A 21033-nucleotide genomic window follows, 5' to 3' on the forward strand; every position below is an offset into this window, starting at 1 on the left:
GCCGCCGTGCCCGACCATCACTGAGGATTACTATCGTGTCCATCCTGCTGAAAGGCATCATTGCCTACCCGGTTACACCGTTCTCCGCCGACGGCGGCGTCGACCTCACGGCGCTCGACGCGCTGATCGAGCGCCTGATTGCCGACGGCGTCCACGCGATCGCGCCGCTGGGCAGTACCGGCGAGAGCGCGTACCTGTCCGACGCCGAATGGGAGGCGGTCGCCACCGCGTCGATCCGCGCGGTGCGCCGGCGCGTGCCGACCGTCGTCGGGATTTCCGATCTCACCACGGCGGGCGCGGTGCGCCGCGCCCGCTTCGCCGAGCAGGCCGGCGCCGATGCGGTGATGGTGCTGCCGGTGTCGTACTGGAAGCTCGGTCACGACGAGATCGTCGCGCACTATCGCGCGATCGGCGCCGCCATCGGCATCCCGATCATGCTGTACAACAACCCCGCGACGAGCGGCGTCGACATGTCGCCCGACCTGATCGCGACGATCTGCCGGACCGTCGACAACGTGACGATGGTGAAGGAGAGCACGGGCGACATCGGGCGGATGCACCGTCTCGCGCAACTGAGCGACGGCGCGATTCCGTTCTACAACGGCAGCAACCCGATGGCGCTTGCCGCACTCGCGGCAGGCGCGGCCGGATGGTGCACGGCCGCGCCGAACCTGAATGCGGCGTTGCCGCTGGCGCTGTTCGACGCGATGCGCGCGGGCGATCTGGCACGCGCCCGGGCGGTTTTTCAGGCGCAGCTGCCGCTGCTGCAGTTCATCGTCAACGGCGGCTTGCCGGTGACCGTGAAGGCCGGGCTGCGCCTGTGCGGCTTCGATGCCGGCGAACCGAGGAAGCCGCTGATGCCGCTCGGCGACGCGCGCACGCGCGAACTCGAACGCCTGCTCGCGGCATTGCCTGACGGTGTGACGACATGAGCGACGCGGCACGGCCGGCGATCTCGGCCATTATCGGCGCGGTGCGGATCGGCGCGAGCCGGCCGCTGGCCGGCACGCCGCACGCCAGCGCGATCGACAAGCAGCCGGTCGGATCGCGCTTGTGGCTGGGCGCGCTCGGCTTTGCCGGCGACGAGCAGGCCGATGCGCGGCATCACGGCGGCCCCGACAAGGCGGTGCACCACTATGCGCACGATCACTACGCATGGTGGGCCGCGCAGATCGGCGCACGCGACGTGCTCGCGCAACCGGGTGCGTTCGGCGAGAACCTGTCGACGCACGGCGTGACCGAGCACGACGTGTGTCTCGGCGACGAGTTCACGCTGGGCGGCGCCGTGCTTCAGGTGTCGCAGTCGCGGCAGCCGTGCTGGAAGCTCAACGCGCGCTTCGATCATCCGCGGATGGCCGCGCTCGTGCAGCAAAGCGGCCGGACCGGCTGGTATTACCGCGTGCTGCAGGCGGGCTGGGTGGCGCCGGGCGACGTGCTGGCGCTGCAGCGGCGCGTCTATCCGCAATGGACACTGTCGGCGGTGCTCGACGTGCTGTACCGGCGCACGCTCGACATGGCCGCGCTCGACGCGCTGTGCGAGGTCCCGATACTGCCGGCCGGCTGGCGCAAGCTGCTCGACAGGCGCCGGGCGGAGCGGCGGGTCGAAGACTGGACGAAGCGGCTCGAAGGACGTTGACGTTCGGCGTGGCTCAGTGGCCCGGCAGTTCCCGCACGTCGGCGGTCGGTACCGAGCCGAACGCATCGCTCAGCGCATAGCCGATCAACTGCCGCGCGGCCGCCTCGGGCGTCGCGAGCGCGCCGCTCGACTTCAACTGGTCGAATTTCTCGCGCATCGGGAAGTTGTCTTCGCTGGTCGAGCGGATCGTTGCCTGCATGCCCGTGTCGACGACGCCCGGCGCGACGCTGCAGACCCGCAACGCGCGGTTCGCGTCGAGCGCGACCGCGCGCGCATGGTGATCGAGCGCGGCCTTGGTCGCGCAGTAGACGCTCCAGCCCGCGTACGCGTTGCGCGCCGCGCCGCTCGACACGTGCAGGATCCGGCATTCGGTCGTGGCCGATGCCGCTTGCGCGAGCGCGGCCGACAGCATCAGCGGCGCCGCGACGTTCACGCCGACCGCGCGCGCGACGATCGCCGGATCCTGCGCGGCGAGCGGGCCGATCGGATCGACGATGCCCGCGTTGTTGAACAGCAGCACGATCGACGCGCCGTCGACGAAGCGGCGCAGCGTGTCGACGGCCAGCCAGGTCGCGACGGCCGGCGTGTCGGACAGGTCGAGTTCGATTTCGGTGAATCGGTCGCCGGCTTGCGACGCGAGCGTCGGATGACGGCTGCGCGACACGCCCAGCACGGCGATGCCTTCCAGCAGCAGCTGTTCGGCGAGCGACGCGCCGAGGCCGCGCGTGTGTCCGGTGACGATGGCGCGCACGTGCGGTGCGGAAGAGGATGCGGTCATGGCGGTGAGCGGGTCGAAGGGGTGAATGGATGAACGGATGAGCGGCGTCGACGGGCGACGCGCATGCACGGCGGCTTGGCGTGCGGGACGGGCGATGCGTGGTGATGCGTGCGAAAGCGCTCGCGCCGCGCTGCGGACGTCGGGGTGACGCATATCGTAGCGCCGGCATGCGTGTCGCGCAAACGCCGCCGCGTGCGAGGCGGCGGAATCGCCGTCACGGCGCGCATCCGTCGCCGCGCGGCACCGGCCGGCGGGCAGGGCGGACGAAAGCCGGCTGCGGCAAGTGCGCGCGGCGGTTGGCGAGTGGCGCCGGGCCGAGCGACGCGAGCTATCATATGGCTCGCCCGTGCGCGATGCCGGACGGGCCGCGACTGTTTCCCTTCACCTGCTGCACGCTGCGACGCCACTCATGACCACCACGCCGGATACGCCCACGCCACGCGCCCTTCGCGAACTCACGCCCCTCGAGGCCCGCATTCTCGGTGTGCTCGTCGAGAAACAGCACACGGTGCCGGACACCTATCCGCTGTCGCTGAATGCGCTGACCGCGGGCTGCAACCAGAAAACCGCGCGCTCGCCGGTGATGAACGTCAGCGAGGACGAAGTCACGACCGCGCTCGACGGGCTGAAGCACCTGAGCCTCGTGATGGAAGGCAGCAGCAGCCGCGTGCCGCGTTTCGAGCACAACGCGAACCGCGTGCTCGGCATCCCGAGCCAGGCGATCGCGCTGCTGACGATCCTGCTGCTGCGCGGCCCGCAGACGGCCGCCGAGCTGCGCCTGAACAGCGCGCGCCTGCACGGTTTCGCGGATATCTCGTCGGTCGAGGCGTTCCTCGACGAACTCGCGGCGCGCGCGCAGCCGCTCGTCGTCCGGTTGCCGCGTGCGCCGGGCGCGCGCGAGAACCGCTGGATGCACCTGATGTGCGGCGAAGTGAACGTGGCCGACTTCGCGGGTGCGGAGGCCGGCGGCGCGGATTCCGTGCCGCCTTCGGAATTCGAAGCGCTGAAGGCCGAACAGAAGCGCCTCGCGGATGAAGTGGCGCGACTGAATGCGCTGGTTCTGCGGATGGCCGGCGAACTCGGCATCGACGTCGACGCGCAAGGCGACGCGTCCTGACACGAGCGACTGCGATTCATGCGCCTTCGCCCGGCCCGGTCGTTATGCGGCCGGGCCGGGGCGCGACGCGGATGCCGGCCGCACCGCCTTATTACTTCAGCTTGACGCCCGGTACGAGATAACGCGCGCCGCCCGGCCTCAGGATCGGCGCGAGCGCCGCGAACGGCACATCGAGTTGCGGCCCGAGACAGGCGCCCATTGCGTGGCCGATCCCGGATACGACGAACGAGAGCTTGCCGGGTGCGTCGAGTTCGAACGCCAGATACTCGGGGAATACATCCGCGCACGACAGCGAATCGCTTTCGCCGTCCGTCACTTGCTGACCGTGTGTTGCCTTGTCGCGCAACCGCGTAATGAAACTCACCAGCGCGGGACTCGTTCCCGGGTCGCCGTCCTTGCCTGTCGTAGCCGCGTCGATCACGCGATTCCAGTCGAGGTACGTACCACGCAGCAGGTCGAACGTGACCGGATCGTAGTGATTGTTCGGATGAGCGCCGCCGCAGTACGTACTGCCCGATTCCACGATGCCGAGTGCCGCAGGTGACAGCCACGTGACCGTCACCTGTTCGTCGTCGTAGCCGCCGAGCGAACCGGCGGCCGGCCCGTCGTCGGAATAGCGGGTCGACGCACATTCGAGCGCGGCGAGATTCATCTGCCAGTGCTGCTGTTCGAGCAGGCGGTTGACCCGTGCCATGACCGCTGCATCGGGATGGCGGCTCAGACGCGGGTACATGAGCTTCGTGCGCGGGTCGCGCCACATCCGGTACGCGACGGTGCCGTCTCCGATCTCGGGGCCGGCCGGCTGCGCGTGCCCGGCAAGCTTCAGCGTCGCATAAGGCGCCTGCCGCATGTCGATGGCCACGCCGCTTGCGATACCGCTGCCGACGCCACCGGCGATGCTGTTGGTAACGGCTTCGACGGAGCCGGGCGCAACCGCGTCGGGATCGTATTCAGAGACGCGCCGCAGCGTGAAGCTGCGCGTCTTGCCGGAGCGTGTGTCGGTCCAGCGGCCGCGATAGCCGGCTTTGTCCCGCGTGCCTTGCCAGGTGGCCGCGGCGTGATCGAAATCGGCTTGCTCGCGGTATCCCAACGGACTGCGCGCGTCGTCCGGCAACTGCGTTCGCACGAGCGGTTCGACCAGTTGCGCGGGCGTGCCGTGCAGCGGAATATCGACGCCGTGCTGCGCGTAGAAGTAGCGGCCCGAGATCGAGCCGTCCGCAGCCGGGCGATCGTCGAGTTCCATCACGACGGCTCCGGCACCTTGCAGCGTGCCTTCGTAGACCGTGCGCGGCGCGGCATGCGCGAAGCCTGCGTGCAGCGCGACCAGCACCCACGCGATCCGGATCAGCGGGCGCATCACCAGCGGCACCCGGTCTGTTCGGACGCGTCGACATCCAGCGCGCGACCGAACGCGGTCTGCTTGCCGGTGCGCGCGTTGGTGTAGGTCATCGAATAGACCATCGCGCCCTGGGTCATCATTTCGTAGCGCCCGTTGACCTTGCCGCCGACCATTTCGACCCAGGTCGTCGTGTACTGGTGCGGACGGCTTTCGTCGAGCACTTCATCCTCCTCGTGCTCGATCACCAGCGGCAGGGCCGTTTTCGACTGCGCGTACCGGACCATGCCGCCCGACCATTTGACCGCATCGTCATAGTAGGTGCGCATCTCGAAGCGCACGGGTTTGTCGCCGTCCGACCTGAAGCAGAACACGTCGGTGGATACCTTGGCGAGTGCCGGAAGCGACACGCAAAGCAGCACGGCTGCGAAGATTTTTTTCATGATGGCGTAAGGGAAACGAAGTGGCCAATCAACCGACGCGGATCCGCGAAGCGCCCGCATCGACGAGCCGGAACAGCAGATCCTCGACGGCCGTTTCGGGCGCGGAGCCGAGATCCGCATGGACGCGCCACCCCTGTTCCGCGCGAACCGGTTCCGACAGGTAGTGAACGATCCCGTGCAGGCCGTCTTCGGCCGGCGTGTTCTCGTCGTCGGCATCGAACCACGCGAAGAACCATGCCTTGAACGCGTCGGCCGTCGCGCTTTCGCCGAGACCGTCGGCCTCGATCGCGGCCCAGTCCCACACGAACGGGCGGATCGACACGGCCGCCGTGTCGAGATCGAACGCGAACGGCTCGAAATCCAGCTGCGTGGCGGAATCGACCATCGCCGGCTGGCCGGCCGATTCGCCTTCGGTCGCGATGACGTCGGCCCGGCACGGCAGCGCGAGCGGCCCTTCGGTGGCGAGCGTGCCGTCGGCACGCCGGTAGGCCGGTTCGGCGATCACGGCCGGTTGTGCGGCCGCCTTCGCGAGCAGGTCGGCATACGGTTGGCGAATGGCGCGGAGCAGTTCGGAGACGGTCATCGTGGCGTGTCGGCTGGGCAGGAAACGATCGGTCACAGGCAGGCGGTGCGCCGTGCGGCCGGCATCGCACGACGCGGCCGCTTCGGTACCCGACAGCCGTGATCGTACGGTACTTCCGCAAAACGCGGACAGTCGGCCGAACGGCCGGCGCGCCCCGCATCGTGCGGCGGCGCGTTTAGACGTTTACCTTCAAACAATGGAAAACGCCCGTCGAGCGCGTTCTCGATGTGCTTCAATTAATCCGGTTTGTACTCCTACTAAAACGACGAATTCAGAACAGGCCGGATCAATCTTTCACAGGAGACAGTCGATGGCACGGAAACGGTTTTGACGCGGCGCACACGATGGTCTGCAACACCGCCGAACTTCCTTCGATGAGAGCTGGTTATCCCAGGGGCCCCAACCATGTCCTCCAGACGTTTCATGCTGGCCGTGGCAGCCGTATCCGCCGCGCTGGCGGTCGCCGCACCGCCGGCCAGCGCCGGCGCACCGGCCGTGTCCGATCCGTTCTATACCTACACCGGCACCACGCCGCTGGCATCGATTCCACCGGGCACGGTGCTCAAGACGCGCAACGTCACCTATCACGTGGCCGGCATTCCGACCGCGCTGACCGCGCAACAGTTGCTGTATCGCACCAATAACGCGCTGAACCAGCCGGTCGTGAACGTGACGTCGGTGATCCGGAGCCAGGTCAGCAACGGCCGGGCCATCTCGTACCAGTCGGCTTACGATTCGCTGAACCCGTACGACGAGCCGTCGCAGGTGATCGCCGGCGATCGCGACGTCACGAAGATCATCAACGTCGGCACGCTGCTCTACAGCGCGGAATCGATTCCGCTGTCGACGCTGCTGCTGCTCGGCTACAACGTCATCGTGCCCGATACGGAAGGCCAGACGGCCGATTTCGCCGCCGGCCCCGAATACGGGATGACGACGCTCGATTCGATCCGCGCGGCGCTCAATACGCCGTCGACCGGCCTGAGTCCGTCGAGCAAGGTCGCGATGATCGGCTATTCCGGCGGCGCGATCGCGACGAACTGGGCCGCGCAGCTCGCGCCGAGCTATGCACCCGAGATCAACAGGCAGCTCGTCGGCGCGGCGGAAGGCGGTGTGCTGGTCGACCCCGCGCACAACCTGCGCTATGTCGACGGCAGCATCGTGTGGGGCGGCGTGGCCGCGGCCGCGCTGGCCGGGCTGTCGCGCGGCTACGGCTTCGACCTGACGCCCTATCTCAGCGATACCGGCGTCGCCGTGTTCAACGACATCCAGAGCCAGTCGCTTGCGTACATCCTGCCGAAATACACGGGGCTGCACTGGGGCACGCTGTTCAAGCCGCAATACGCGAACGACATCAACAGCATTCCCGCGTACGTGACGTATGCCAACAAGGTGAATGCCGGGCTGGCCGCATCGCCGACGATCCCGATGTTCATCGGCCAGGGCACGGCGGGCGCGCTGGACGGCACCTTCAGCAGCCAGGTGGGTGACGGCGTGATGCTCGCGTACGACGTGCGCGCGCTCGCGCAGAAGTTCTGCGCCAGCGGCACGCCGGTCACGTACAACGAGTATCCGCTCGAGCATGCGGGGGCGATCGTGCCGTGGGTGGCCGGCATGCTGCCGTGGCTCTACGACCGTTTCAACGGGAAAGCCGCGCCGAGCAATTGCTGGCTGACGTTGCTGCTGCCGAGCAATTCGCTGGCGCCCGAGACGCTGCACTAGCCGCACCGCACCGTACCGCGCGGCGCATGGCCGGGCGACCCTTCACGGGTCGCTTTTTTCATTCCGGCATTGATCCCGGTCGCGTCAACGCGGCCTTTGCCTCGCCCGGCCCTCCCGCCGGAACCCTTCGCCGCCCCGCCCGGGTGCCATAATCGAGCCTGCTCACCATTACAGACGTCCCCCGGAGAATCACCATGCAGAACCTCGACAATCCTTCCCACGATCGCGAGGTAGGCAGCGCCGACGCGACGCAGGACACCACGCGCATCGACGACGTCCGCATCGGCGCCGTGCGCCCGCTGATTTCGCCCGCGTTGCTGCTGGACGAGCTGCCGGTGCCGGCCGCCACGCAGACGCTCGTCGAGGACACGCGCCGCGCGATCGGCGACATCCTGCACGGCCGCGACGACCGGCTGCTGCTCGTCGTCGGCCCGTGCTCGATTCACGATCACGACCAGGCGCTCGACTACGCACGCCGGCTGAAGGCCGCCGCCGATGCGCTGAAGGACGACCTGCTGATCACGATGCGCGTCTACTTCGAGAAGCCGCGCACGACGGTCGGCTGGAAGGGCTACATCAACGACCCGCGCCTCGACGGCAGTTTCCGCATCAACGAAGGGCTGCGTGCCGCGCGGCAATTGCTGCTCGACATCAACGCACTGGGCCTGCCGGCGTCGACCGAATTCCTCGACCTGCTGAGCCCGCAATACATCGCCGACCTGATCGCATGGGGCGCGATTGGCGCGCGCACGACGGAGAGCCAGAGCCACCGCCAGCTCGCGTCGGGCCTGAGCTGCCCGATCGGTTTCAAGAACGGCACCGACGGCGGTGTGCAGGTCGCGTCGGACGCGATCGTCGCGGCGGCCGCGAGCCATGCGTTCATGGGGATGACGAAGATGGGGATGGCCGCGATCTTCGAGACGCGCGGCAACGACGATGCGCACGTGATCCTGCGCGGCGGCAAGAACGGCCCGAACTACGACGCCGAACATGTCGAGGCGAGCTGCGCGGTGCTGCGCAAGGCCGGGTTGCGCGAACAGGTGATGGTCGACTGCTCGCACGCGAACTCGAACAAGTCGCATGAGCGGCAGATCGAGGTGGCGCAGTATCTCGCGCGGCAGTTGGGGCAGGGCGAGCACCGGATCGTCGGCGTGATGGTCGAGAGCCATCTCGAGGCAGGGCGGCAGGACCTGAAGCCGGGCGTGCCGCTGAAGTACGGCGTATCGATCACGGATGCATGCCTGAGCTGGACGCAGACGGAGCCGGTGCTCGACGTGCTGGCGGAGGCCGTGCGGCAACGGCGTGCACAGTCGCGCAACGCATGACGCGGACGATACCGGCATGACCGATTTCCCTTTCGACGCACCGGCTGTCCCGGGCGAACCCGCTGCTTCCGGCGGGGCGGCGACGGTGCCGCCCGGCAAGCTGTTCACGATGGCGGGCATAGGCTGGGCGGCGTTTCTCGGCTCGCCGCTCGCCGGCGGCATCCTGCTCGCGGCGAATGCGCGGCGTCTCGGCCACCGCGCGCTCGCGCAGCGGCAGATTCTCGTCACGGCACTCGTCACGCTCGTGTCGATCGTGCTTTACGCGGCGGCGGACGTTCCGGAAACCGCGGCGGTGCCCCACGCGCTCGTGCATGTGGTCGTCATTGCCGGCCTCGCCGGGACGATCGTCTATGCAAGGCACGCGCAGCGCGCTGCCGTCGACGCTCACCGGGCGGCCGGCGGTGCACTGCAATCGAACTGGCGTGCGGCGGGCATCGGCCTGCTGACGCTGCTCGGCGTCTGGCTGTCGATTGCGACGGCGATCGTCGTGCTGGGTGTTGCGGGTGTGCTGAACTTCGACAACGACCTGCGGCTCGTGCGCGACTATCCGGCGCCCGCGGAACTGCGTCTGCCTGCGGGATGGCGCGTCGCGAACCAGCCGGAGGATCGCGGCGACGCGACCTACCGGATCCGGCGCTTCAGGTTCGGGCTGATCTCGGCCGGGATCGAGTTCGTCATCGGCGACAAGAGCGACGATGCCCTGTCGAGCCTCTGCGACGGGTGGGACGAGGGAGGCGGGGAAGGGGGCAGCGCGACCGAATCGCCGCACGCGGCAAACGAAACGATAGCCGGCAGGCCCGCACTGACTTGCGAGCACAAGGAGACGCTCGGCGACGCAGTCGTCCACCAGGCGGTCGTGGCGACTGCCGGCGACACGAAGACCTGCGCGCTGATCTACACGGCGCGCGAGGAGAACTACGCGCGTTATCTGCCGGAGTTCGATCGCGTTCGCGATTCGCTGCGTTGTCCGTAGTGTCGCCATCGCGCGGGGCGGGTGACGGGTGCTGCGTCATCGCGTCCGATGCAGCGTTGCGCGAGTGGCGCTAACATGGGCCGGTGCGATGTGTCGCGCGCGGGCCGCCGGGCTTCGCGCGGCGCATGCACGGCGGCGGCTCGGCCGGCCGCCGCGACCGACAACAATTCACCGGAGTGCACAACAGCATGGCTTTCTACAAGACCCTCATCGCAGCAACCGTCCTCGCCTCGAGCGTCAGCGCGCACGCGCAGATCGCAGGTGCGCAGCCGATCAGCGTCACCGTCGAGCAATCGCAGGCGCTGCTCGAAGGCTGGAGCGTGAAGAAGAGCGTGCTCGGCAAGGCCGTCTACAACGACGACAACCAGAAGGTCGGCACCGTGCGCGACCTGATCGTCGCGCCGGACGGCTCGGTGTCCGCGGCGATCGTGTCGGCCGGCGGCTTCCTCGGCGTGGCCGCGCACGACGTCGCGGTGCCGATCGCGTCGCTCGACGTGCGCAAGGGCAACATCTACCTGCCGGGCGCGACGAAGGAAGCGCTGAAGGCGACGCCGGCGTTCCAGTACGCGAAGGTGCCGTCGCCGCCGAAGCCGAAGAAGGTCGACGACAAGCACTGATCGCCGATTCGATGCATCGCCGCCCGGCGCGCACCGCGCCGGGGGCGGCGACCGTCGTTCGTCGATGGCCATGCGAGTCGGCGCGAGTCGGCGGGGTTCGGCCTCGCATCATGGCTCCGGACGAATTGCCTCGACGATCGATGCCGATGCAACTGCGCATCGCGCGCGAATCGGCGCGGTGCGCCGTCACACGCCGTGAATGCCGCACATGCCGGCGATCAGATCGCCGGCTTCTCCTCGCCCACCCATACCCCGCTGAACCCGAACGAAACCGGCCCGCTCAGGAGCACGCTGCCGGTACCGTCCCATCGAACGGTGACGTCGCCGCCGTCGCAGGTCACGCGCACCGTATCGTCGAGCAGCCCGCGCCGGATGCCGTTGACGACCGCGCCGCACGAACACGATCCCGAACCGAGCGGCACGCCGCCGCCGCGCTCCCAGATGCGCAGGCGAATATGCGTGCGATCGATGACCTGAACGAAATGCACGTTGGTTTTCTGCGGGAACAGCGGATGCGTTTCGATGGCGGAGCCGAGTGCCGCGACGTCGATCGCGCGGAGATCGTCGACGAAGAACGTGCAATGCGGGTTGCCCATGTTGCAGGCGGCCGGCGCGCCGGGCAGCGGCAGCGCGAGGGTGTCGAGTGCGTTGGCGACCGGCACGTCCCGCCAGCCGGTGAGCGGCGTGCCCATCTCGACGGTGATCAGGCCGTTCGTCTCCCTCGAACACACGAGATAACCGCGGCGGGTCCGCAGCACGAGCGACGCCATGCCGGATTCCCGCATCAGCTTCCATGCGACGCCGCGCGTTGCGCTGCCGCAGGTGTCGAGGGGCGAGCCGTCGGCGTTCCAGAACGCGACGCGGGCCGCCGCGTCGTCGCAGTCCGACACGACGGCAAGCTGGTTGAAGCCGATGCCGCGGTGCCGGTCGCCCATGCGCCGCACGAGGTCGCGGTCGATACGCGGCAGGTGTTCCTGATCCTGACCGCGCAGGTCGACGATGACGAAGTCGTCGCCGTTTGCGTTCATCTTCTGAAATCCGATCGGCATGGCGGTTCCGGAATGGAGACAGGTGAACACTGTACGTGGCCCGCCGTTCACGATCAATCGCGCGCCGGACGATATCTACCCAACCGGCATCTACGTAATTCTACGTAGCTCCGCATACGTAGTTAACCGCTTGTAAGCCTCCCCGGTCACACGGAATACTACGGCCCATCGCCGCGGCCTTTGCGAGACCGCGGCACGACGCATCGACGTCACGCGGGTTCGGCGCCTCGCCGCATCCACTCAAAAACACATTGGAGACCAGGAGACGCCATGAATCGGGCTTCCAGTACCCTGCTCTGGATTGCGGTCGCGCTGCTCGGCGCGTTCGCGTTCGGCACGATCGCACTCGCACACGGCGAGCGCGTCAGTGCCCTCTGGATCGTGATCGCCGCAGTCTGCGTGTATCTGATCGCGTATCGCTTCTACAGCCGTTTCATCGCCAGCAAGGTCATGCAGCTCGATGGGCTGCGGATGACGCCGGCCGTCAAGTACAACGACGGCCTCGACTACGTGCCGACCAACAAGTACGTGCTGTTCGGCCATCACTTCGCCGCGATCGCCGGCGCCGGCCCGCTCGTCGGGCCCGTGCTCGCCGCGCAGATGGGCTACACGCCCGGCATGCTGTGGATCCTGGCCGGCGTCGTGTTCGCCGGCGCGGTGCAGGACTTCATCGTGCTGTTCATCTCGACGCGCCGCGACGGCCGTTCGCTCGGCGACCTCGTCAAGATGGAGCTCGGCACGGTGCCCGGCGTGATCGCGCTGTTCGGCGCGTTCCTGATCATGGTGATCATCCTCGCGGTGCTCGCGCTGATCGTCGTGAAGGCGCTGACCAATTCGCCGTGGGGCACGTTCACCGTCGCCGCGACGATTCCGATCGCGCTGTTCATGGGCGTCTACACGCGCTACATCCGTCCGGGCCGCATCGGCGAAGTGTCGATCATCGGCTTCGTGCTGCTGATGGCGTCGATCGCGTTCGGCCAGCACGTGCACGATTCGCCGACGCTCGCCGCGTGGTTCACGTTCACCGGCACGCAGCTCACGTGGATCCTGATCGGCTACGGCTTCGTCGCATCGGTGCTGCCGGTGTGGCTGCTGCTCGCGCCGCGCGACTACCTGTCGACGTTCCTGAAGATCGGCACGATCCTCGGCCTCGCGATCGGCATCCTCGTCGTCGCGCCGGAACTGAAGATGCCCGCGCTGACGAAGTTCGTCGACGGCACGGGCCCGGTGTGGTCGGGCAACCTGTTCCCGTTCCTGTTCATCACGATCGCGTGCGGCGCCGTGTCGGGCTTCCATGCGCTGATCTCGTCGGGTACGACGCCGAAGCTGATCGACAACGAAACCAACGCGCGCTTCATCGGTTACGGCGCGATGCTGATGGAATCGTTCGTCGCGATCATGGCGCTGGTTGCCGCGTGCGTGATCGAGCCGGGCATCTACTTCGCGATGAACGCACCGGCGGCCGTGCTCGGCTCGACGCCGGAAGCGGTGGCCAACACGGTCACGCAGTGGGGCTTCGTGCTGACGCCGGACATGCTGACGCAGACCGCGAAGGCCGTCGGCGAAACGACGATCATCGCGCGCGCGGGCGGCGCGCCGACGCTGGCCGTCGGCATGGCGCACATCCTGCACCAGGTGATCGGCGGCGAAGCGATGATGGCGTTCTGGTATCACTTCGCAATCCTGTTCGAGGCGCTGTTCATCCTGACGGCCGTCGACGCCGGCACGCGTGCGGGCCGCTTCATGCTGCAGGACCTGCTCGGCACGTTCCACCCGGCGCTCAAGCGCACCGAGTCGCTGCCCGCGAACCTGGTCGCCACCGCGCTGTGCGTGGCCGCGTGGGGCTACTTCCTGTACCAGGGCGTGGTCGATCCGCTCGGCGGCATCAACACGCTGTGGCCGCTGTTCGGCATCTCGAACCAGATGCTGGCCGCGATCGCACTGGTGCTCGGCACCGTCGTGCTGTTCAAGATGAAGCGCGAGCGTTATGCGTGGGTGACGATCGTGCCGACCGTGTGGCTGCTGATCTGCACGCTGACCGCCGGCTGGCAGAAGATTTTCGACGCGAACCCGAAGGTCAGCTTCCTCGCGCACGCCGCGAAGCTGCAGGCCGCGGTGGACGAAGGCAAGGTGCTCGCGCCGGCGAAGTCGATCGCGCAGATGAAGCGGATCATCTTCAACGATTACATCGACGCGGCGCTGGCCGGGCTGTTCATCTTCGTCGTCGTGGCGATCGCGGTGTACGGCGTGCTCGCCGTGCTGCGCGCGCGCCGCGAGTCGAAGCCGACCGTGCGCGAGACGCCGTACGAAGCGATGCCGGCCGCGCAGGCGCTCGGCAGCGGACGTTGAGGGGAGGCCGCGATGTTCAGCGATCTTGGCAGCGACCTGCGCAGCGCGGGGCGTTACCTCGGGCAGGCGTTGCGGCTGATGGTCGGCCTGCCCGACTACGACACCTACGTCGCGCACATGCGCGAGACCCATCCGGACCGCGAGCCGATGACGTACGAGGAATTCTTCCGCGAGCGTCAGAATGCGCGGTACGGCTCGGGAGCAGGGAAGTGCTGTTGAGCGGTTGAAACGGCAGGAAAGAACGAAAAGGCGTCATGGCGTGAAAGCCATGACGCCTTTTTTCATGTCGCCGCAAGGCGACCGGCTCGTGCAATGCATGCCGTCGCGTGCGGCCGTCAGTCGTTGTCGTGACGGAGCGCAAGCACCGCGGCGGCCCCCGCGGCGAGCGCGATCAGCGTCAAGGCGACGGCGAAACCGGTCGCGCCTGCCGTGAAGCCGACGCGGTCGATCGCGTACCCGGTCATCACGGGCATCAGTCCCGCCGGGAGGTAGCCGCCGATGTTCATGACGGCGTTCGCCTCGGCGCGCCGCGCGTCCGGTACGTGCAGGCCGATCAGCGTCAGGCCGCCGAGCTGCCCGAGGCCCTGTCCCGCGCCCGCGAAGAGCGCCGCCGCGACGAGGACGGCAGCCGACGACGCATGCACGGCGATGCACAGCATCACCATCGACAGCGTGGTGGCGACCGAGCCGGCAACGAACGTCGCGCGGATCGATCCGCGCCGCGCGACGAACTGGACACCGGTAGCGGCGATGAACATCGCGCAGGCCATGCCGCCCGCGAGCAGCGGGCTGCGCACGTGAAGCAGGCGTGCCAGCAACGACGGACCCAACGCAAGCACGAAGGAGGTTGCGGTGATGCCCGGCCCGAACACGGCGACGCCGCTGGCGACATGGCGCCGGTTGTGAACCGGCACGGACGGCAGACGTAGCGGCGGCGCGGCGCCTGGCGCCTGCGCGGGCTGGTTGCGCGGCAGCCGCAGCGCGACGGCCAACGCGCTCAGCAGGATCACGAACTCGACGCCGAAGACGAGGGCGACCGGATGCGCGGCGGTTTGCGCGGCAATCCCGGCGAGCAACGGCCCGAGCCCCGCGCCGAGCACCATGGCGACCGACGCGAGCAGCGCGGCCTTGCGGCGCGCGGTGCCCGCGAGATCGATCACCGACGCCATGCCCGCCGACACGATCACGCCGACCGCGATGCCCGTCAACAAGCGGGCGACCGCGAGCATGGCGACGGACGACGCGGTCGCGAACAACGCGCACGCGATCAGCGCCGCGGCGAGGCCGGGCAGCAGGACCGGCTTGCGCCCGTAACGGTCCGAAAGCTGGCCGGCGACGAGCAGCGTACCCAGCAGGCCGGCGATGTAGAGCGCGAAGATGACGGTCAGCGTGCCGGACGAGAAACCGAGTGCGCGCTGCCAGGACACGTACAGCGGCGTCGGCGAGTTGGACAGCATGAACACGGCGGTGACCATCCAGGCGGCGTGCGCCATGCGAGGCGCGGAACGCGAGCCCGCGGGTCGAGATTGGGGGACGGCGGTGTCGGACATGAGTGCGCTCCTTGTACGAGTTTTTTCGAACTATAGCTTAGTTCGAAAAAACTCGTACAGGGTGATATGCTTGCGGACATGAAACGAACCCACCCTGAACGGGCGGCCGGCCTCGTGCCGGCGCCCGCGGATTTGCCCGATCCGCTGCCGGAGCCGGGCGTGGCCGAGCTTCGGCTCGAAACCATTCTTGGCGCGCTGGCCGATCCGTTGCGACTGAGGATCGTGCGGAAACTGATGCTGGAATCCGAGGCTTACGACCATCCTTGCGGCTGGTTCGGCTTCGATCGCCCGAAATCGTCGCTCACCCATCACTTCAAGGCGTTGCGCGACGCGGGCGTGCTGCGCCAGCGTCAATACGGGCTCGAGCGGCGCAGCCGCGTGCGCACGGAAGATCTCGATCTGCGCTTTCCCGGCCTGCTGAAGCTCGTGGCCGAGTGGGCGCCGCCGGCAGACAGCGACGGTTGACGGCTGCTGGAGGGTGGAAGGTGGAGGGTGGATGAGCCGCCCGGCGGCACGCGCCGGTTCGCCATGCGGCGGCGAGCGTGACGCGCCGGGCGCGCGGCGCCGCGGAGCCGTCCGCGTGCCGGGCTTGATCTGCCTGCAACCCGGCTTCGTTTCCCGGCCGGTATCATGTGAACCATTCACCCCGATGAACCCGCACAGGAGGAGCCCGTCGTGCATGCCGGTGAGCGTTTCAACAGCATTACCCATCTCGTCGGCGCGGTGCTATCGGTGGCAGGGCTGGTAACACTGGTGACGATGGGCGCGCTCGAAGGCGACGCCTACAAGGTGGTGAGTTTCAGCGTGTACGGCGCGATGCTCTGCGTGCTCTACGCGATCTCGACGCTGTACCACAGCGTGCGTAGCCCGCGCCTGAAGGCCATTCTGCAGAAGTGCGACCACTCGGCGATCTACCTGCTGATCGCCGGCAGCTATACGCCGTTCACGCTGGTCACGCTGCGCGGCCCGTGGGGCTGGTCGCTGTTCGGCGTGAGCTGGGGGCTGGCCGTGTTCGGCATCGTGCAGGAACTGACGCTCGGGCGGCGCACGCGCATGCTGTCGATGATCCTGTACGTGGCGATGGGCTGGCTCGCGCTCGTCGCGGTACGTCCGCTGATCCACGCGCTGCCGCCGGTCGGCACCGCGTGGCTCGTGGCCGGCGGCCTGATCTACAGCGCGGGTATCTACTTCTTCATCAACGACGAACGCATCCGCCACGGGCACGGCATCTGGCATCTGTTCGTGCTGGCCGGCAGCCTGTGCCAGTTCGTCAGTGTCGCGATGTACGTTGCGTGAGCGGACGGCGGCGTCAGCCGCCGCCGGCATCGTGTCGACCGGCCGCGGATCGACGATCGCACCGGCATCGGGTTGACGCATGTCGGCGCACCGGCACACGAGGTCGTTGTGTTCGCAACGCGTATGCGGACGTAATGCGATGAACCAGGGGGCGTGTGCAGGAAGATCCGCTCGTGCGTGGCGCTGTTCGTCGTGACACGCTTTCGCTTCGGGCGAATGATCTATTCGCCTTCGAGCACACGAATCCCGACCGTGTGAGCGCCCACTTTCAGCACTTCCCTTGTTGCGATCCACCACGTCGCCATCGCAGACCCGGATATCGCCACAGCCGCCAGCAACGTCACCCGCATCGCCACCGGAAACGGCTGCACGGTCGCGATGCACGCGCCGAAGATCGCGACACCGAGCGCCGACCCGCTCTGCCGCGCCGCGTTCAGCGCGGCCGCCGCCACGCCCGCGCGGCGGCGGTCGACCGTCCCGAGCGCCGGCGACGTCGCGGCCGGCGAGATGAATCCCGATGCAAAGCCGATCGCGAGCATCGGCGCGACGGCGAGCCACGCCGGTGTCGCCGCACCGATGCCCGTCATCCCGAGCGCACCGGCCGCATAGAGCGCGAACGCGCCGCACATCGAACCGCGCGCACCGAAGCGTGCAACGAGCCTGCCCGAGCACAGTCCGCCGAGCGCGACCATCGCCGTCATCGGCAGGAACGCGAGCCCGGTGTCGAGCGGGCTCGCGCCGCGGATCTGCCGATAGAACAGGCTGAGGACGAACAGCAAGCCGTAGAACACGAACGCCGATGCCATCGACACGAACGTCGATCCGGCGAACAGCCGGTTGCGGAAGAACGCGAGCGGCAGCATCGGTTCGCGGCGCCGCGCTTCGATCGCGATGAACGCGACCCACGCGACGGCGCTCGTCGCCGCGCCGCCGACGATCGGCGCCGAGCGCCAGCCGAGCGACGGGCCTTCGATCAGCGTGCCGATCAGCGTGGCGATCGCGATGATGGCCGCGGCCTGGCCGCCCCAGTCGAAATGTCGCGACGCGTCGCCGGCGGCGCGCGTGACCGTGCGGGCGAGCCAGATGCCGGCAAGCCCGAGCGGCAGGTTCACGAAGAAGAGGCTGCGCCACCCGGACAGGTGGATCAGCAGGCCGCCGATCAGCGGGCCCGACGCCATCGCGATGCCGCCGCAGCCCATCCACAGGCTGATTGCCGATGCGCGCGCGGCCGGCTCGGGGAACGCGCGGTTGAGCAGCGCGAGCGAGCAGGGCACCAGCATCGCGCTGCCGACACCTTGCAGCGCGCGGGCGATCGCGAGCGCCGGGAGGCTCGGCGCGATGCCGCATAGCGCGGATGCGGCGACGAAGATCGCGAGCCCCGCGACATAGACGGTGCGATCGCCCAGCCGGTCGCCGCGCGTGCCGCCCGTCATCAGCAGGCTCGCGAACGTGAGCGTGTACGCATTCACGATCCACTGCAGGCCGGCTATACGGCTGCCGAACGTGTGGGCGATATCGGTGAGCGCGACGTTGACGATGGACGCGTCGAGCAGCACGAGCGTGTAGCTCACGCAGGTCGCGGCGAGCACGCGGCGGGCCGCGGCACGGTTCGGCGCGGCGGCCGTCATGCGTGGTCGGGCGCCGGCGCGGCGGCCCGCAGCGCGAGAAAGCCGACCCATCCCCAGTACACGCGATGATGCGCGATCAGCCCGTCGCGCAGGTCCATTACTTCGACGAGATCGACCTGGTCGCCTTCCGGTGTCGCGCGCGGATATTCCCACGTGAGCTGGCGGCCGTTCGAGAAGAACAACCCGGTGCGGTACCAGCGCCCGAGCCGGTTGCCCGGATTGCGCAGGCCGGCCGCGAAGAACGCGCCGATCGCGGCCTTGCCGTGCAGCACGCCCGAGCCGTGATCGGGCAGCGTGACGACGATCAGCGGCGTTTCGAGCACCGCGTCGTCGGTATACAGCGCCATCAGCGCATCGACGTCGCGCGCGACGACGGCCGCGTGCCAGTCTTCGTAAATGTGCCGGGCATCGGCATCGGGTTGTGTCATGGCGGGTTCCGGAAGTGTCGATAACGGAACCCACTGTATGAGCGCGCGGTCGCGGGACGTTTCACGTCGACCCGAAACGTGGATGCCGCCGTGGCGAAGGCGGCGCTTATCGACCGCTTTCCGGCCGAGTTTCGGCCGTTATCCGGCCAGCGCGTCGAGATTCAGCACGTACGACTTCCCGATCCACACTGCGCAATCGCGATGGTCGCGCAGTTCGTCGCCCGTATTCGGATGCAGGAAGATATCCAGCGCGCAGTGGTTCAGCACGAGCCACGGCACGATTTCGTCGAAGCGCGCGGTGTCGAACGCGATCTGGTACGACCACGCCGGGTGCGGGCCGACGAGGCGTTCGTGAAAGCGGCCGAGTTCGATGATTGCGCCGAACCGTTCGTCGACGACCTGGCGAAACGCCCACGCGGCGTCGCGGCTGGCCGCATCGAAATAGACGTGCGCATGCCAACTGTGGATGGCGGTGGTGTCGAGGGCAGCCATGGAAGGACTCGATAAAAATGGGAATGCATGAGGTGCCGTGCGAAACGGCCGATGCGTGATTATCGCGCGTCCTTGCCGCGCACGTCGTGTCGCTATCCGGCAAGCCGGATGCGATGCTTGTCCTGAATCACGAGAACCGTTTGATCCGGCAACGCCGCGGTTTGAGATATATATCCGCGGGTATCCGCACGCGCGATATCACACCTGAAGCCTTGCCGGAAGGTGCGCCCGCTGCGATCGCATCGGCAACACGTCATTTCCGAAATTGAAAAAGCGCTGTGTGCACGGCCTCGGATCGTCTGAACAAATGCGATCAGGGCATTGAATGAAATAAGGAAATTCCGATTGGGCGGGATTCGCGCATGACGTGATTCGCGCACCGAATTCCGAAGCCGAAAATATCAATTGCGGAATCGGCTATTCAAGCGGCATGCAGCGCGACATACGATGCTTTCAACGCATCGTCGAACACGATCGATGCGGGGACAACCACCTGGAGGCCACTATGCGATCCCTCGTTCCCGTTGCTGCACTTTCCTGCGCACTCGTTGCGCTGCCCGCCGTCAGCTTTGCGCAGTCGGCCGTTTCCGATGGGGCATCGAATGCCTCGCTGTCGAGCTGGTCGGCGGCGCGCGCCGAAACCAACGCGCAACTGATGCAGATGACGCGCGCGGGCTATCGCGCGACGTCGGCCGGCAACCAGAACTATCCGCTCGCGATGCAGCGTGCGCTCGAACGTGTCCGCAATCCGGTGCCGGACCGGTCGCGCGAAGAGCGGGCCGAGATGGAGGCGCGCGCCGCACGCGACGCGCAGGGCGGCCATCCGGTCAAGGCGTTCTTCGTGAAGACCGCGTACTACCTGAAGGGCGAGAACACGTTCTGATGCAGGAGACGAGCATGGCTTGCCCGATCCGATTTGCCTGCGTCGTGCGCGCGTCGGCGCTGCGCCGGCTGGCGGCCGCGCGAGCGTCGCAGCGGCGGGACGATGCGCGCGGCGCGCGACGTCGCGCGAAACACCGCCGCCTTGCGTACCGTGCTGCCGTTGCGTGCCGTACCGCATGGCCGGCCCTCGCGGCGAGCGATGCGCCCGCAAGCGGGAGCCCGTCATGAAGGGCTCCCGGAAGCACCGCCGCCACGTGCCGCTGACCCGCGAGTGGTTGCTGCCGCTGCCGCCGGTGCATGCGCGCGACATCTCGCTGAAATGCCACATGGCGCTCGTCGCGCTGCGCGGCGGGCATGGCAACGAGGCGCTGCTGATGCGGTTGCGCACGAGCGTCTACCTGGTGTTCCTGGCGCTCGACGATGCGGTGTGCGCGGATGCCGACATCGACCTGTGCGTCGACGCGGAGCGCGCGCTCGACGCGGGCGTGGCACGCGCGGCGCAAGGCGGTGCATGGACGCTGCACGACGACGAATGCGCGGTGCTCGAGCATGTGCTCGCGGCGAACGACACGTGCGTCACGACGCTCACGCGGCGTCGGCTGGCCGAGCTGTGGGAGCACGTCTGCGCGTTCGCGTCGAGCGGCCAGCCGGCGCTCGTCGCGGGCGCGGCGGAGAAGATCCGCATGCACGCGGCCGAATCGCTGGCCGCGTAGCGTCTCGCATTGGTTTTGCCGGGAGTCTGGAGGAGACAGGGCCGGCCGCACCGGCACGGCCGCCGTTAATCGCGGAAGCAGCGATTGCACGGCTGTCGCGGCGTGTCGTGGTCTGT

At 68.0% G+C, this 21033-nt stretch carries 22 protein-coding genes; 13 read left to right on the top strand and 9 right to left on the bottom strand.

Annotated features, from left to right (window positions below; genetic code table 11):
- Positions 1-35: 35 nt before the first annotated feature.
- Together DPV79_RS04305 and DPV79_RS04310 are read left to right on the top strand one after the other, a co-directional pair.
- Positions 36-932, top strand: a complete 897-nt coding sequence (locus tag DPV79_RS04305) for a dihydrodipicolinate synthase family protein (RefSeq protein WP_048023763.1) — start codon at positions 36-38, stop codon at positions 930-932.
- The gene (locus DPV79_RS04310; protein ID WP_113044871.1) at positions 929-1636 is read left to right on the top strand and encodes an MOSC domain-containing protein; all 708 of its coding nucleotides are present in this window, start codon (positions 929-931) and stop codon (positions 1634-1636) included. The genes DPV79_RS04305 and DPV79_RS04310 overlap by 4 nt, the downstream gene beginning before the upstream one ends.
- A 13-nt stretch (positions 1637-1649) precedes the next feature.
- On the opposite strand, the gene DPV79_RS04315 is transcribed toward DPV79_RS04310, so the two are convergent.
- Entirely contained in the window at positions 1650-2414 is a 765-nt protein-coding gene (locus DPV79_RS04315; RefSeq protein WP_113044872.1) for an SDR family oxidoreductase, read from the bottom strand.
- A 409-nt stretch (positions 2415-2823) separates the two neighbouring features.
- On the opposite strand from DPV79_RS04315, the gene DPV79_RS04320 reads away from it, so the two are divergent.
- The gene (locus tag DPV79_RS04320; protein ID WP_059553165.1) at positions 2824-3531 is read left to right on the top strand and encodes a YceH family protein; all 708 of its coding nucleotides are present in this window, start codon (positions 2824-2826) and stop codon (positions 3529-3531) included.
- Positions 3532-3622: 91 nt separating this feature from the next.
- On the opposite strand, the gene DPV79_RS04325 is transcribed toward DPV79_RS04320, so the two are convergent.
- Genes DPV79_RS04325 through DPV79_RS04335 form a run of 3 tightly spaced genes read right to left on the bottom strand, consistent with a single transcriptional unit; the run spans position 3623 to position 5893 of the window.
- Positions 3623-4888: a hypothetical protein gene (locus DPV79_RS04325; RefSeq protein WP_113044911.1), complete on the bottom strand. Its 1266-nt coding sequence runs from the start codon at positions 4886-4888 to the stop codon at positions 3623-3625.
- The gene (locus DPV79_RS04330; protein WP_059688088.1) at positions 4888-5310 is read right to left on the bottom strand and encodes a hypothetical protein; all 423 of its coding nucleotides are present in this window, start codon (positions 5308-5310) and stop codon (positions 4888-4890) included. Before DPV79_RS04330 ends, DPV79_RS04325 begins: the two co-directional genes overlap by 1 nt.
- Positions 5311-5338: 28 nt before the next feature.
- Complete coding sequence (locus DPV79_RS04335) at positions 5339-5893, bottom strand: hypothetical protein (protein WP_113044873.1); 555 nt, start codon at positions 5891-5893, stop codon at positions 5339-5341.
- Between the two features lie 405 nt (positions 5894-6298).
- Between DPV79_RS04335 and DPV79_RS04340 the strand changes: the two genes are divergently transcribed.
- From DPV79_RS04340 to DPV79_RS04355, 4 genes are all read left to right on the top strand, one after another.
- Positions 6299-7615, top strand: a complete 1317-nt coding sequence (locus DPV79_RS04340; RefSeq protein WP_113044874.1) for a lipase family protein — start codon at positions 6299-6301, stop codon at positions 7613-7615.
- A 194-nt stretch (positions 7616-7809) separates the two neighbouring features.
- On the top strand, positions 7810-8940 hold the full coding sequence (locus tag DPV79_RS04345; RefSeq protein WP_113044875.1) for a 3-deoxy-7-phosphoheptulonate synthase: 1131 nt from the start codon (positions 7810-7812) through the stop codon (positions 8938-8940).
- 16 nt (positions 8941-8956) lie between these two features.
- Entirely contained in the window at positions 8957-9913 is a 957-nt protein-coding gene (locus tag DPV79_RS04350; RefSeq protein ID WP_060224855.1) for a hypothetical protein, read from the top strand.
- A 188-nt stretch (positions 9914-10101) separates the two neighbouring features.
- Positions 10102-10530 carry a PRC-barrel domain-containing protein gene (locus DPV79_RS04355; RefSeq protein WP_042974211.1) on the top strand — a complete coding sequence of 143 codons (429 nt, stop codon included), beginning with the start codon at positions 10102-10104 and terminating at the stop codon, positions 10528-10530.
- Between the two features lie 218 nt (positions 10531-10748).
- On the opposite strand, the gene dapF is transcribed toward DPV79_RS04355, so the two are convergent.
- Positions 10749-11579, bottom strand: coding sequence for a diaminopimelate epimerase (gene dapF / locus DPV79_RS04360; protein ID WP_113044876.1), 831 nt, complete (start codon positions 11577-11579; stop codon positions 10749-10751).
- A 270-nt stretch (positions 11580-11849) separates the two neighbouring features.
- Here dapF and DPV79_RS04365 point away from each other — a divergent pair, with 270 nt between their 5' ends.
- Together DPV79_RS04365 and DPV79_RS04370 are read left to right on the top strand one after the other, a co-directional pair.
- Positions 11850-13928: a carbon starvation CstA family protein gene (locus tag DPV79_RS04365; protein ID WP_021158673.1), complete on the top strand. Its 2079-nt coding sequence runs from the start codon at positions 11850-11852 to the stop codon at positions 13926-13928.
- Positions 13929-13940: 12 nt separating this feature from the next.
- The gene (locus DPV79_RS04370; protein WP_006480280.1) at positions 13941-14147 is read left to right on the top strand and encodes a YbdD/YjiX family protein; all 207 of its coding nucleotides are present in this window, start codon (positions 13941-13943) and stop codon (positions 14145-14147) included.
- Positions 14148-14263: 116 nt separating this feature from the next.
- Here DPV79_RS04370 and DPV79_RS04375 read toward each other — a convergent pair whose 3' ends face one another.
- On the bottom strand, positions 14264-15421 hold the full coding sequence (locus DPV79_RS04375) for an MFS transporter (RefSeq protein WP_113044877.1): 1158 nt from the start codon (positions 15419-15421) through the stop codon (positions 14264-14266).
- Positions 15422-15556: 135 nt separating this feature from the next.
- Here DPV79_RS04375 and DPV79_RS04380 point away from each other — a divergent pair, with 135 nt between their 5' ends.
- Positions 15557-15943, top strand: a complete 387-nt coding sequence (locus DPV79_RS04380; RefSeq protein ID WP_113044912.1) for an ArsR/SmtB family transcription factor — start codon at positions 15557-15559, stop codon at positions 15941-15943.
- 210 nt (positions 15944-16153) lie between these two features.
- Entirely contained in the window at positions 16154-16774 is a 621-nt protein-coding gene (gene trhA / locus DPV79_RS04385; RefSeq protein WP_021158676.1) for a PAQR family membrane homeostasis protein TrhA, read from the top strand.
- Between the two features lie 221 nt (positions 16775-16995).
- Here trhA and DPV79_RS04390 read toward each other — a convergent pair whose 3' ends face one another.
- The 3 genes from DPV79_RS04390 to DPV79_RS04400 form a co-directional block, all read right to left on the bottom strand.
- Positions 16996-18402: an MFS transporter gene (locus tag DPV79_RS04390; protein WP_244321710.1), complete on the bottom strand. Its 1407-nt coding sequence runs from the start codon at positions 18400-18402 to the stop codon at positions 16996-16998.
- The gene (locus DPV79_RS04395; RefSeq protein ID WP_113044878.1) at positions 18399-18830 is read right to left on the bottom strand and encodes a nuclear transport factor 2 family protein; all 432 of its coding nucleotides are present in this window, start codon (positions 18828-18830) and stop codon (positions 18399-18401) included. The genes DPV79_RS04390 and DPV79_RS04395 overlap by 4 nt, the downstream gene beginning before the upstream one ends.
- A 138-nt stretch (positions 18831-18968) precedes the next feature.
- Positions 18969-19322 carry a DOPA 4,5-dioxygenase family protein gene (locus DPV79_RS04400; protein ID WP_113044879.1) on the bottom strand — a complete coding sequence of 118 codons (354 nt, stop codon included), beginning with the start codon at positions 19320-19322 and terminating at the stop codon, positions 18969-18971.
- A 505-nt stretch (positions 19323-19827) separates the two neighbouring features.
- Here DPV79_RS04400 and DPV79_RS04405 point away from each other — a divergent pair.
- Positions 19828-20205 carry a hypothetical protein gene (locus DPV79_RS04405; RefSeq protein WP_060372908.1) on the top strand — a complete coding sequence of 126 codons (378 nt, stop codon included), beginning with the start codon at positions 19828-19830 and terminating at the stop codon, positions 20203-20205.
- 223 nt (positions 20206-20428) lie between these two features.
- Positions 20429-20917: a hypothetical protein gene (locus tag DPV79_RS04415; RefSeq protein WP_042974196.1), complete on the top strand. Its 489-nt coding sequence runs from the start codon at positions 20429-20431 to the stop codon at positions 20915-20917.
- Positions 20918-21033: the final 116 nt, after the last annotated feature.

The organism is Burkholderia reimsis (genome assembly GCF_003294055.1).
In the GTDB taxonomy this organism is placed as follows: Bacteria; Pseudomonadota; Gammaproteobacteria; order Burkholderiales; family Burkholderiaceae; genus Burkholderia; species Burkholderia cepacia.